This is a genomic window from Bifidobacterium apis (assembly GCF_036986835.1).
GTDB lineage: Bacteria > Actinomycetota > Actinomycetes > Actinomycetales > Bifidobacteriaceae > Bombiscardovia > Bombiscardovia apis_A.
Genome location: NZ_BTXD01000002.1, coordinates 65915 through 79172, shown reverse-complemented (window position 1 = coordinate 79172; position 13258 = coordinate 65915). Strand labels below are relative to the sequence as shown.

Sequence of the window (13258 nt, the reverse complement as noted above, 5' to 3'; positions counted from 1 at the left end):
CCGCAGAGACAGGGTGGTCAGACCACAGTCAGGGTCACGACGGCCGGCGAACCGTCATCATTGACCACCTTGACCTGGGTGCCGGGGTTGGGGTCCTGGATTCGCACCGTGTGGGTCAGATTGCCCAGCGGCGCGGAGATGTTGACCTTGAGCCCGTATTCCTGCAGGATCTGTGTGGCCTCATCCTGGCTCTTGCCCTTCACGTCGGGCATGCTGATGAATTGCGGCCCCTTGGAGACCACCACGTTGACCGCATCGCCCCAGTGCAGCTGTTCCTGGGCCTGGTGGGAGGCGGAGATCACCTGGTTGCGGGGCACCGTGTCTGACCAGTCCTCGCTGTAGTTGACCTTGAGTCGGAGGGCTTCCAAGGCCGCCTTGGCATCATCCCTGGCCTTGCCGATGATGTCGGGCATGGCCACCGGCATCCGCCCCTTGGACAGGACCAGGCTGACCTTGGTATCATGCCGGGTCCTGGTTCCTGGGGCCGGTTCCACCGAAATCGCCGCTCCCTCGGGAATATCCATGGAGTACTGGTCCTTGGAAGAGTCATGGTCGATCTTGTCGAACCCAGCCGCCTTCAGGGCTTGCACGGGGTCCTTGCCGTTGGAGGTGTCCGGCATGAGGATGTCCTTGGGCACCGTGGCCTGGCGAATCCCCTTGGAGACGGTCAGGTTGAGACTGCCGCCCCGCTTGCTGATATGGGCTCCGACGGTATCGGGATCCGCGGCCATGATGGCCCCTTTGGGCACCTGGTCGCTGAAGTCGTAGTCGGTGTGGACATCGATGCCTGCGACCTTGAGTGTGCTGGCGTACCTGGCGTAGTCGGCGCCGATGACCCTGCACTCCTGATTCTCGGGGCAGGAGATATCGTCCGGCTTGGGAAGAGCGACATAGCTGCCCGGACCCAGGTAGTACCACCAGGCGCCACCGCCGCCTCCGGCCAGGGCCAGCACCAGCAGAACCACCAGCGCGATGATCAGGCCCCGATGCCGGTGCTTGGGTCTGGCCGTCTCGGCGCCTTGCTGCATGGTCTGGGCGGAAGTCAGAACGAGGCCTGTATCAGCGGGGGATGCTGTCGGGTCCTGAGGCTGCAGGACGGTTGTGGTTTCTGCCTGTGAGGGGGTGTCCACGTCGTTGAGCCGATAGCGCCTGGTCGCTGCGTCCGCATCGGTTTCGGGCGGGGCGGGCACATTCAGGACCGTGTCCGAATCCTCCGGGTCGCTTGCTGCAGCAATGGTCTGTGTGGCTGCGTCTTCGGAATCGTCGCTGGGTGCCGTGGCTGCCTGCCTTGGCGGTTCGGTCATCTCAGGGTCGGCGGACCCGGGCTGTCCGCTGGCTGCGGCTGCCGCGGTCGCTGTGGCTGTCGCAGGCAGCACGTAGTCCATGGCCTGCCGGTCCAGTCCCCTGACCACCTTCCTCAGGCTCTCCAGGGCCTTGCCTGCGTCGTCCGGGCGGTTTTCCGGTGAGCGGTCGGTAAGTCCGGAGACCAATGCGGCCACGGATGGGTCGATTCCCGGGCAGGCCTGGGCCAGGGAGGGGACGTCCTCGTGGACGTGCTTGAAGACGATGGTCACCGGGTTGTCGCTGGCGAAAGGGACCGTGCCGGTCAGCATCTCGTAGGCGATGATGCCCACGGCGTAGAGGTCGCTCTGGGGGGAGGCCTCATTGTTTTCGATGGTTTCGGGGGCCAAGTAGGCGGCCGTACCCATAAGCATGCCCGTCGAGGACAGGGTGGCCTGGGCTGCGGCGCGGGCCAGGCCGAAGTCGGTGATCTCCACGTGGCCGCGGTCGTTGATGAGGATGTTTTCCGGTTTGATGTCGCGGTGGATGACACCGGCTCGGTGGGCGGAGGCCAGACCGTCCAGGATTTCACCCACGATGCGCAGGGTCTCCTTCAGGGGATAGACGCCTTGCCGGGCCATGTCCCGTCGCAGGCTGATTCCGTGGACATACTCCATGACCAGGTAGTCCAGCCCCTGATCGACGCCGGTGTCGTAGACCTGGACGATGTGGGGGTTGGCGATGGCGGCCGCCGACCTGGCCTCCCGGCGGAAACGCTCCTCGAATTGGGCCCTGTGCGGTCCCTGGGCCAGCATGGTGTGCATGATCTTGACCGCCACATGCCTGGACAGCCGCAGATCCAGGGCCTCGTAGACCGTGGCCATGCCACCTTGCGCAATCTCGCGCAGAATGCGGTAGCGCCCGTCTATGATCCGGTCGCTGGTCCTCTCGTCCGCTTCACTCATGCTCGTCTTGTCCGGCCCTCTGCACCTCGGAGGCCTGACCGGCCTCGGCATCAATGGAAGATACACGTTCATGATACCCGGCGGTGGTGGCAAGCGGCAGGAAGCGTCGGCAGGCCTTCAGGAAGATGGTTCGGCCCTCTGCCGACAGATGCAGATCATCAGCCAGGGCCTGGGCTTCGGCCTGGGCTCGGGCGGACAGGTCGGCAATGCGTCGACGACTGGCATCTACTGCCCCACAGGACTGCATCAGGTCGCGGACCATATTCACCTGGGCATCCTTGCGGCGTTCGGCCGGGGAATTGTAGAGTCGGCGGACCTTCTTGGCCTGATCAGGGTCGGCCATGGCCAGGGTGTCGGCCAGGAGGACGGTCCGCTTGCCCTCGCGAATATCGCCGCCCACGGGTTTGCCGGTACGGCGGTCGTCGCCTGCCACATCCAGCAGATCGTCCGTCAGTTGGAAGGCCAACCCCAGATCCAGACCCAGGACGCGCACTGACTTTTTGTGCCCTTCCAGGTCTGCTCCAGCGGCCAGCAGACCCAGAGCCAGGGGGGCCATGGTGGTGTAGGAGGCGGTCTTCCAAGCCATGGTGTGCAGGGCCTGACTGCGTAGGCGTTCCGGATCGTCCAGGGAAGCCTCTTCCATTCCCATGTCCAGGACCTGGCCGGTGACCACAGCCGTCTGCATGGCTTGAAAGACCCTGCCGATGGCCGCCGGTCCCTGAGGCAGGTCGGCAGCCGCTTGGAAGGCTATTTCTGTGCTCAGCGAGGCCAGCAGGTCGCCAAGGAGGATGCCCAGGCCGGTGCCGCGGGCATCGGGGCCGGCGGGGGCCCGGTCGCTCGAATCGTTTCCGGCAGCCGATCGGCTCAGGGCCAGATGGGCGGCCGGACGGCCCCGACGACGAGGTGAGCCGTCGATGATGTCGTCGTGGACCAGGGCGCTGGTCTGATAGACCTCCAAGGCGCAGGCCAGGTCCACTGCCGCCTGTTCACGCTCTGGATTCCGCTCGGAGTCCAGAGCCTCCCAGACATCGCAGAGCAGCAGGGCGCGCAGTCGCTTGCCTCCCCGGCCAGCCTCGATTGCCTGGAGGATGACCTCCTGCAAGGCCCCCTGGGAGGGGTCCTGATCCAGGGGATGGTCCGATCCAGGCTCTGGAGCAGTCAGGTGGTGGCAGTGGTCCTGGAGCAGTTCCTCCATGCGTCGTTCGACCCGTGCTGCAGTCACGCTCTTCATGCCTTAGAGCCTATCCGCATATCTGCCCAGCGGGCAGGCTGCACGGCCCGTGGCTGCAGGGAGCATGGTGGATGGATGACCCCACTTGACCACATGCTCGGCTGTGGCCTTCCCGACGGTTCCTACTGGTTCAGGATGGTGCCAAGGCTCCCCGGACCGCAGACCGGGAGCGGATGGGAGGCAATGACGGCATGAACGATGCACACGAAGACGACATGACAAAACTTGTGGAGAACTACCGAGAGGGACGACGACGATGGGGTGTGGAAGATGCTGACAGGCGATGGCTCCAGCAACCCTTGACAGACTGGACAGCCGGTTTGAAAGAGCAGCAGCCGCACCCGCCTTTGGACTCCGATACGGCTGACCGTCTGGCTGTGGCCATCAAGGAGACCCTGGCCATACGTGACGGGCTCATTCTGTCCATCCTGTCGCCTGAGCCTGGTCTGGACAGGGATCGGTTGCTGGACCTGTGCGTTCGTCCCAACGATCCATCCAACGTGACGGCGCTCTGCAGCATTCTGGATGCGGTCTTCAAGGATCCTGCGACACGGCCGGACCAACCCCGTTGCCAGGCTGGACTGGCCATGCTTGTGTCCATGGCGGATAAGGTTCCACCTGGGTTCCGGTCCCAGCCCCTGGCGGTCGCGGCCTACGTCGACTGGTGGAGTGGGGGATCCCGGGCATCCGGGTTTGCCGAAGAAGCTCTGTGTGACGACCGCTCATGCAGTCTGGCCGCCATCGTCCTGGCACTGATCGGTCGCGGCATCGACCCGGCTTGGAGGCAATCGGGCTGAATCGGGAATAATCGTCCCCCTGGGGTGGTTCACTTTAATGAGTCTACGATTTGACCTTGCCATAGCTGCGCCTTAAGAGCAGTGTCGGCGGGTGGGATGATCCAGGAGGAGAATTTGGCCACGAAGGACACCAAGTCAGCCAAGACAGCCGCAGTGGATACCGGAAAGGGCCGGACCAGTTCAACCGCCGGCAAGACCAAGACCGCCACCAGGTCCAAGACCAGCAGCAGCAAGGCGTCCCGCAAGACTTCGTCCCGCAAGACCGCCACTGCCAGCACTTCGACGGCCAAGACGAACCGCCGTCCGGCTTCCAAGACCACGAAGAAGGTCGAAGAGGAGCCCATCCTGCAGCAGGAGGAGCAGGAACCCGACGAGGACCTGCTCGAGGACCAGGAGGATGACGACCAGCTGGACAAGAGCGAGGATCAGCTGGAGGATGAGCCCGACGAGGACGATCAGGAGGAGGACGAGGCCTCCCAGGTCGAGGATGAGGCCGAGGAGGACCGTAAGGCCGCCCATGCCCTCGCCGCCAAGGTCAAGGGCGCCTTTGTCGTCGACGATTCCGATGACGATGAGAATGTCACCCCCTCAGGCAATCCCAAGCGTCGTGTGGTCACCGCTGGTGCTACTGCCGATCCCGTCAAGGACTACCTCAAGCAGATCGGCCGCGTCAGCCTGCTGAACGCCGAGCAGGAGGTGGACCTCTCCGAGCGTATCGAGGCCGGCCTCTATGCCCAGCATCTGTTGGACACCGAGGGCGAAGGCATGGACTTCAAGCGCCGCCGTGAACTCAAGTGGGCCGCCAACGACGGGAAGAAGGCCAAGGACCATCTGCTGGAGGCCAACCTGCGACTGGTGGTCTCCCTGGCCAAGCGCTACACCGGCAGGGGCATGCTCTTCCTGGACCTGATCCAGGAAGGCAACCTGGGCCTGATCCGCGCGGTGGAGAAGTTCGACTACACCAAGGGCTACAAGTTCTCCACCTACGCCACCTGGTGGATTCGTCAAGCCATCACCCGCGCCATGGCCGACCAGGCCCGCACCATCCGTGTGCCTGTCCACATGGTCGAGGTCATCAACAAACTTTCCCGCGTCCAGCGTCAAATGCTGCAGGACCTGGGCCGCGAGCCCACCCCAGACGAGCTGGCCCGGGAGCTGGATATGCCCGTCGAGAAGGTCCAGGAGGTCCAGAAGTACGGGCGCGAGCCCATCTCACTGCACACCCCTCTGGGCGAGGACGGCGACTCGGAGTTCGGTGATCTGATTGAGGACACCGACGCCATAGCCCCCTCGGATGCTGTGGCCTTCTCCCTGCTGCAGGAGCAGTTCCAGCAGGTGCTTGAGACCCTGAGTCCCCGCGAGGCCGGCGTCATCAAGATGCGTTATGGTCTGGAGGATGGGCAACCCAAGACCCTGGACGACATCGGCCGCGTATACGGGGTCACCCGTGAGCGCATCCGCCAGATCGAGTCCAAGACCATGTCCAAGCTGCGGCATCCTTCGCGCTCGCAGACCCTGCGGGACTTCCTGGATCAGTGACCTCTGCGCCCGGCGGGGAGGTACTGATGCTGTCGAGGCCTCCTTGCTAAAAATGGTCATCGGTGCGTAAGCGACCGCCCATGTGAGGACCCCGGTCCTCCTGGGCGCCAAGAGGTGAACGGCGAGGTAAATGGTGACGAAAAAGCCTGATAAGGGGAAGTCCTATGGTGCCGGCAGTCTGACGGTCCTGGATGGCTTGGACGCAGTGCGCAAGCGTCCAGGCATGTACATCGGGACCACGGACAGCCAGGGTCTCATGCATTGCCTTTGGGAGATCATCGACAACGCCGTGGACGAGGCCCTGGCCGGCCAGTGCGACCACATCAAGGTCATCCTGCACAAGGATGGCTCCATCGAGGTGGACGACAACGGCCGAGGCATCCCCGTCGATATTGAGCCTCGAACAGGGCTGACCGGCGTGGAGGTGGTCCTGACCAAGCTTCACGCCGGCGCTAAGTTTGGCAACTCTTCATACACGGCTGTTGGCGGCCTGCACGGCGTTGGCTCTTCTGTGGTCAACGCCCTGAGCTCCCGGCTGGACGTGGAGGTGGACAGGGACGGTAAGACCCACCGGATGCGCTTCCACCAGGGCCATCCTGGTACCTACCAGGATCCTGACCCGGAACACCCCTCGCCTGACTCGCCCTTCAAACGCACCAGGAAGAACAGGCCTACACCCCTGGAGATAGTGGGCAGCGTGCCCAAGTCCCGGACCGGCACCAGGGTGCGCTACTGGGCCGACCCGGAAATCTTCAACCCCACGGCCCGGTTCAGCTACGCTCAGCTGATCGACCGGGTGCGTCAGACCAGTTTCCTGGTGCCCGGCCTCAAGATCACCGTGATCGACGACCGCATCCCCGCAACAGGAAGCGCCGAACAGGACCTGCGTCTGGAGGTCGATGGCGAATCCGCTGCGGAGCCGGACGATCAGGACGTTCAAGAGAACCTTCTTGAATCGTCTGTCAGCGGCGACCTCACTGGAGAAGGTGCTGAAGACGAAGGTTCCGAGGACACGCAGACGGATGATGCCGACCTTTCGGCCACCGAGCAGGCTGACCGGGCCATGCTGCAGCCGGAGGACGAGTCCGGCCATCAGCGTGTGGAGGAGTTCCTGCACACTGGCGGAGTGACGGACTTTGTTGACTTCCTGTCCAAGGGCGAGCCGGTCAGCGACATCTGGCGGATCAGCGGCCAGGACACCTATCAGGAGGAGACCCAGCGGGTGGGCTCGGACGGGGAGCTGCATGCCGAGCAGGTGGAGCGTGTCTGCGGGGTGAATATAGCCCTGCGCTGGGTCAATGACTACGATTCAATCGTCCGCAGCTTCGTCAATGTGGTGGAGACGCCCGGCGGAGGCATGCACGTGGACGGATTCATGAACGCCATGACCCGGCAGGTGCGCAAGGCCGTGGAGGCCAACGCCCGTCGCCTCAAGGTCAACCTCAAGGATTCCCACACCAAGGTGGAGCGCGACGATGTCCTGGCCGGGCTGGTGGCCGTGGTCACCGTGCGCATCGCCGAGCCGCAGTTCCAGGGCCAGACCAAGGACGTGCTGGGCACGGCCCAGGTCAAGCCCATCGTCACCCGGATGACCGACGACCAGTTCGGCCAGATGATCAGCGGCTCCAAGCGCGGCTTCAAGGAGCAGTCCGGCCAGGTCCTGGAGAAGATCGTGGGTGAGATGCACGCCCGCGTCCAGGCACGCAAGACCAAGGAGGTCACCAGACGCAAGAACGCTCTGGAATCGGCCTCCATGCCCTCCAAGCTCTCGGACTCCATGCCCGGCAACGACGACATCGCCGAGCTGTTCATCGTCGAGGGCGATTCCGCCCTGGGTACGGCCAAGGCCGCCAGAAACTCCATGTTCCAGGCCCTGCTGCCCATCCGCGGCAAGATACTCAACGTGCAGAAGGCCTCCCTGTCCCAGATGCTGACCAATAAGGAGTGCGCCTCCATCATCCAGGTGGTCGGCGCCGGTTCGGGAGCCAGCTTCGACATTGACCAGGCCCGCTACAACAAGGTCATCATGATGACCGATGCCGACGTGGACGGCGCCCACATCCGCATCCTGCTGCTGACCCTCTTCTACCGCTACATGCGTCCCCTGATTGAGAACGGGCGGGTCTACGCCGCCGTGCCCCCTCTGCATCGAATCGCCCTGGCAGGCAAGAACAAGGGGAAGTTCATCTACACCTATTCGGATGATGAGCTGGAGGGCAAGCTGGCCGACCTGCAGGCCAAGCACATCGACTACAATCCCGATGTGCAGCGCTACAAGGGTCTGGGCGAGATGGACGCCGACCAGCTGGCCGACACCACCATGGATCCCAGGACCCGCATGCTGCGCCGCATCCGCATGGAGGATGCCGCTCAGGCGGCCGGCATCTTCCCCCTGCTCATGGGTGACGACGTGCCGCCCCGCAAGCAGTTCATCGTGGACAATGCCGACGATTTCGACCGGAGCAAGATCGACACCTGATCGACCTTCAGCAGGGCCCAAAGGGGCGGGGAGAGGAGTGTGACGCATATGGGCGATCCCTTGGATAATTTCTCCCCGCAGACGGCTGGCTGGTTCCGCCAGGCCTTTCCTCAGGGGCCCACGCCGACCCAGGTACAAGCTTGGCCGGCCATCCGCACAGGCGGCGATGCACTGATCATCTCGCCCACCGGGTCGGGCAAGACCCTGGCCGCTTTTCTTTGGGCCATCGATGAGCTCATGACCAAGCCTCGGCACTTCCGGAAGCCTGGGGTCGCTGTGCTCTACATCTCGCCCATGAAGGCCTTGGGGACGGATGTGGCCCGCAACCTGCAGGCTCCCTTGGAGGGCATTGCCGAGCAATTTGCACAGCAAGGACGCGAAGCGCCCAAGGTCCGGACGGGCATCCGTACCGGAGACACCGACGCCCGTGGCCGCAGGGCCCTGGCCGCCCATCCGCCGGATATTCTGGTCACCACCCCAGAATCGCTCTATCTGATGCTGACCTCCAAAACGGCCAGCACACTGAAGAATGTGCAGACCGTTATTGTGGACGAAATCCACGTTTTGGCAGGCAACAAACGAGGGGCTCATCTGGCCCTGAGCCTGGAGCGGCTGGACGACCTGGTCGGAGGGCCCGTGCAGCGAATCGGCCTGTCGGCTACGGTCCGGCCGCCAGAACAGGTGGCACGTTTTCTGGGTGGCGGCCGTCCGGTCAGCCTGATCCAGCCCAAGTCTGCCACAGCCATGGACCTGCGACTGATCGAGCCCTTGGAAGACATGGGGGATTTGGCTGCGCCTCCCGGCGAATCCGACCAGGAGGGTCAGGATGGTGACCAAAGAAGCGGATCCATCTGGCCGGCAGTCGAGAGGGCCATTCTGGACCAGGTCCTGTCCCACCGCACCACCCTGGTCTTCGTCAACTCCCGCGGCCTTGCCGAGCGCCTGACCGCCCGGCTGAACGACCTCCACCAGTCCGATCTGCAAGCTTCCGGTCACGACCGGCCAGGTTTATCCGATGAAACAGATGAGCCCAGGGAGCCTGCCCACTACGATTCGGCCACCGGGTCCACCTCCGAGAGAACCTCCGGCCAGAGCTTCGACCAGCCCATCGCCATGGCCCATCATGGTTCGGTATCCAAGGAACGCCGCCGCCAGGTGGAGGACGACCTCAAGGCCGGCAGACTGCGGTGCGTGGTCGCCACCTCCAGCCTGGAGCTGGGCATCGATATGGGCTCGGTCGATCTGGTCATCCAGGTCAACGCCCCGCTGTCGACCGCCTCGGGACTGCAACGGGTGGGCCGGGCCGACCACCAAGTGGGACGGGTATCGCAGGCCAGGCTTTTTCCCCTGACCCGTGAGCAAATCCTGGAGTGCACGGCCAGCATGGAAAGCATGGTCCAGGGTGACATCGAACCCACCATCATGCCCAGTAGTCCCTTGGACGTTCTGGCCCAGCAGACGGTGGCCGCAGCTGCCATGGGACCACTCAAGGAGGAGGATTGGCTGGCCACGGTCAGACGGGCCGCGCCCTTTGCCCACCTGGACCAGCAGGTCTATCGGGCGGTGCTGGGCATGCTCAGCGGCGCCTATACATCCCAGGACTTCACTGCCTTCCGCCCCATCCTGGTCTGGGACCACCAGACAGGCACGCTGACGGCCCGTCCTGGCGCACAGCGACTGGCGGTTACCTCCGGAGGCACCATTCCCGACCGTGGCTCCTACAGCGTGGTCATGCCCTCCGAGGCCGCCGGTGGCAAGCCCCGCCGAGTGGGGGAGCTGGACGAGGAGATGGTCTACGAGTCCCGGAAGGGGGACGTGATCACCCTGGGTACCACCTCCTGGAGGATCCAGCAGATCACACGCGACCGTGTGGTGGTGGTACCCGCCCCGGGACGCTCCGCCAGGCTGCCCTTCTGGCACGGGGAGGGCACCGGCCGCGACCCTGCCTTCGGCCTTCGCCTGGGCAGGCTCGCCAGAGAACTGTCCCAGGGCCTGATACCGGCAGTCCAGACTGCCTCCGGCCGGCCAGGATTCACTCAAACCGTCAGTTCTCGTCTGTTGGAGGACGGCCTGGACCGTCCTGCTATCAACAATCTGGCCGCCTTTCTGGCAGAGCAGCAGGCCTCCACCGGCCGGGTGCCCGACGACCGGCACCTGGTGGTCGAGCGTTGTTCCAACGAGGAGGGCGATCTGAGGCTGATCCTCCATTCGCCATACGGCCGCAGGGTCAATGAGCCCTGGGCCCTGGCCATCGCCGCCCGGCTCTCCCGCGAGCGCGGCTACGACGGATCAGTCTGGGCTGGGGAAGACGGCATTGTCGTGCAGATTCCGGGCACTGATGCCTTCCTGGAAGATCGGCGAATATTCGGATTCACCCCCGACCAGGTGGAGCGCGAGGTCCGACGGCACCTGGTCGGCTCGGCGCTCTTCCAGGCCCGCTTCCGCCAGTGCGCAGCCCGTTCGCTCTATATGCCCAGGATGGAGCCCGGTCACAGGGTTCCGCTTTGGCAGCAGCGTCTGAGGGCCTCTCGTCTGCTGGACGCGGCCCTGAAGGAGGATGATTTTCCCCTGGTTCTGGAGACCATGCGCGAGTGCCTCCAGGACGTCTACGACATGCCTGCCCTGCGCGAACTGATGGCCGACCTGGAGCAGGGGAGCGTCCGTCTGGTCCCGGCTTCCACCAAGACTCCATCGCCCATGGCCTCAGGGCTGCTCTTCGGTTACCTGGGTACCTTCATGTACCAGTACGACGTGCCTAAGGCCGAGCGCGACGCCGCCATGCTGGCCATCGACTCCGACCTGCTGGAGCAGATGGTCGGGCAGGTGGACATGGCTGACCTTCTGGACCAGGAGACCGTCGACCAGGTGACCGCTGACCTGCAGCGTCTTTCGCCTAGGACACGGGCCAGGGGGGCCGAAGGGCTGGCCGACCTCTTGCGGACCCTGGGCCCCATGGATCAGGCCGGGATTCGTCGGCGCATGCGCGGTCAGGAGGACCAGCCGTTGACGGAGGCACAGGTTCGGGCCATGCTGGATGAGCTGCAGGCCCAGTCCAGGGTGGTCAAGGTCAGACTAGGCACTCGCGACTGTTGGGTATGGGCCGGTCAGGCAGAGCGGCTGACGGCGGTCCTGGGCCCAGGTATCATCCATCCATCCGTCCAGTCAACACAGGAATCGGAATCAGACAGCGAAGCCTTCGATCAGTTGATCAGGCAATACGCCGAAGTCCATGGGCCGTTCACCACCGAGGACCTGGCCGGCCACCTGGGCCTGGGCAGTGCACTCTTGGAGGACAGACTGCGTTCACTGGTCGCACGCGAGCTCCTCATGACCGGGGTCTTTCCCCGTCCTGACCTGCGCGCCTATGGTGAGCCTGGATTTGAGGGAGGTGAACCCCGCCGAGGATGGCTGGATCCCGAGGTCTTCCGTCGGCTGCGCTCGCGGTCCCTGGCCAAGGCCAGCAGGGCCGCCAGTCCCGTTGCCGGTCATGTCTACAGCGACTTTCTTCTTCATCGACAGGGTCTGGCGCCTCTGGGTCAGGAACCCTTGATGGGCACTGAAGGATTGCTGGAGGTGGTAGGGCAGCTGGAAGGGCTGGCTCTGCCGCCCGAACTCTGGGAGTCGGCCATCTTTCCGGCCAGGGTGCGTGATTACGGTCCCGCATTGATGGACGATCTGCTGGCTTCGGGCCAGGTGGTCTGGGTGGGGTCCGACCAGGGGGAGGGCCCGTTGGGCGCCATGACCTTTTATCTGGCCGAGGACCTGGATGAGGAGCTTTCAGTACAATCCGTCGGTTCTCCGTCGCTCACGGATGGGAGCGGCAAGTCGAGCATCCCAGGTAACGCGGGCGGTCTGGAAGAGACCCTGTTGGATGTTCTGGCCGACGGGGGAGCCTACCGCTTCGATCGCCTCCTGCGTGCCTGTGGCGACCGTGGCGGGGATGGCATCGAACCCTCCGATTCCGAAGCCCCTGACCAGGAGGCCATGGCCCGGTCGCTCTGGGACCTGGTCAGGCGTGAGCTGGTTACCAACGCTTCCTTGGCTCCGGTTCGGCGCCTGGTTCGAGGATCGGAATCTCAACGCTCGGGTAGGACCCGTCGTTTGCCCCATGTTCTGCGTGGACGTGGTAGGCCCTTGGGTCGCGCAGCCTTGACGCGTGTGGCCGGCTCATCAGCGCTGTCAGCGGCGATGGAGGGGTTCTGGACTCTGGTCGCGGATGAGCGCGGAGCGGCAAAAGTTGCAGCGGGAACTGGCATGACCGATTCGAGCGACAGATCCAGAGGCGGCCAGGACGATGACCGGCAGCGGACCGTCCGCCTGGTCCACGAGGAGCGAGCCGCCCTGGACCGCTATGGGCTTCTGGCCCCGGTCCTGCCCGAAGTGCGGACCCTGCCCGGCGGATTCTCGGCCCTCTATCAGGTCTGCAGACACATGGAGGAGGCCGGCCAGCTGACGCGTGGGGTCATCGTCGACGGTTTCGGCGGCGCCCAGTTCGCCCCCCGGGAGGTGATCGACCAGCTCAGGGGCTTCCAAGAGGATGATCGCAATGATGACGGTGAAGGTGGATCGGGGCAGCGAACTGCCGAACCCGTGGTCATGGACGTGACCGATCCAGCCAACCTCTATGGCACGGCCCTTGCCTGGCCGACCACATCAGGGGATGCCGGCGGCCGGCCCGTTCGGCGGATGGGGAACCTCCTGGTGCAGAATCGAGGCCGCGCCCTGGTCTATGCGGCACCCAAGGGTCATCATCTCCTGGTCTTCGGTCAGCCCGAGCGTGGATTGCTGGAGGCCGCCTTCGCCCAGCTGGCCTCATGGCTGAGGCGGGGCGGGCAGGGACGCATCCTCTTCAGTGATGCCAATGGCCGTCCCCTGACCATGCGCGAACCGGTGGGCATGGCCCTGGCCGCCGCCGGATTCACGGCCGGGCCGGGCGGCATGGCCCTCTACTGAGTCTGTGCTGAGC

At 64.5% G+C, this 13258-nt stretch carries 6 protein-coding genes; 4 read left to right on the top strand and 2 right to left on the bottom strand.

All coding sequences use genetic code 11. The features are described from left to right. Nucleotides 1–17 precede the first annotated feature (17 nt). Together AACP62_RS04255 and AACP62_RS04250 are read right to left on the bottom strand one after the other, a co-directional pair. Nucleotides 18–2246: a protein kinase domain-containing protein gene (locus AACP62_RS04255; protein WP_339346629.1), complete on the bottom strand. Its 2229-nt coding sequence runs from the start codon at nt 2244–2246 to the stop codon at nt 18–20. Next, on the bottom strand, nt 2239–3477 hold the full coding sequence (locus AACP62_RS04250) for a polyprenyl synthetase family protein (RefSeq protein ID WP_339346628.1): 1239 nt from the start codon (nt 3475–3477) through the stop codon (nt 2239–2241). The genes AACP62_RS04255 and AACP62_RS04250 overlap by 8 nt, the downstream gene beginning before the upstream one ends. 320 nt (nt 3478–3797) lie before the next feature. On the opposite strand from AACP62_RS04250, the gene AACP62_RS04245 reads away from it, so the two are divergent. The 4 genes from AACP62_RS04245 to AACP62_RS04230 all read left to right on the top strand — a co-directional run bounded on the left by AACP62_RS04245 (nt 3798) and on the right by AACP62_RS04230 (nt 13245). Beyond that, nucleotides 3798–4274, top strand: a complete 477-nt coding sequence (locus tag AACP62_RS04245; protein ID WP_339346627.1) for a hypothetical protein — start codon at nt 3798–3800, stop codon at nt 4272–4274. Between the two features lie 114 nt (nt 4275–4388). Further along, nucleotides 4389–5813 (top strand): RNA polymerase sigma factor, encoded by a 1425-nt coding sequence (locus tag AACP62_RS04240; RefSeq protein ID WP_029678979.1) that lies wholly within the window; start codon nt 4389–4391, stop codon nt 5811–5813. A 130-nt stretch (nt 5814–5943) separates the two neighbouring features. Further along, nucleotides 5944–8292: a DNA gyrase/topoisomerase IV subunit B gene (locus AACP62_RS04235; RefSeq protein WP_198206448.1), complete on the top strand. Its 2349-nt coding sequence runs from the start codon at nt 5944–5946 to the stop codon at nt 8290–8292. Nucleotides 8293–8340: 48 nt separating this feature from the next. Beyond that, nucleotides 8341–13245, top strand: a complete 4905-nt coding sequence (locus AACP62_RS04230; protein ID WP_339346623.1) for an ATP-dependent helicase — start codon at nt 8341–8343, stop codon at nt 13243–13245. The last annotated feature ends 13 nt before the right edge of the window (nt 13246–13258 follow it).

Excerpts from the sequence above, each read along its gene's own strand:
- AACP62_RS04255 (WP_339346629.1), bottom strand. The coding sequence starts at position 2,246 with ATGAGTGAAGCGGACGAGAGGACCAGCGACCGGATCATAGACGGGCGC.
- AACP62_RS04250 (WP_339346628.1), bottom strand. The coding sequence starts at position 3,477 with ATGAAGAGCGTGACTGCAGCACGGGTCGAACGACGCATGGAGGAACTG.
- AACP62_RS04235 (WP_198206448.1), top strand. The coding sequence starts at position 5,944 with ATGGTGACGAAAAAGCCTGATAAGGGGAAGTCCTATGGTGCCGGCAGT.
- AACP62_RS04230 (WP_339346623.1), top strand. The coding sequence starts at position 8,341 with ATGGGCGATCCCTTGGATAATTTCTCCCCGCAGACGGCTGGCTGGTTC.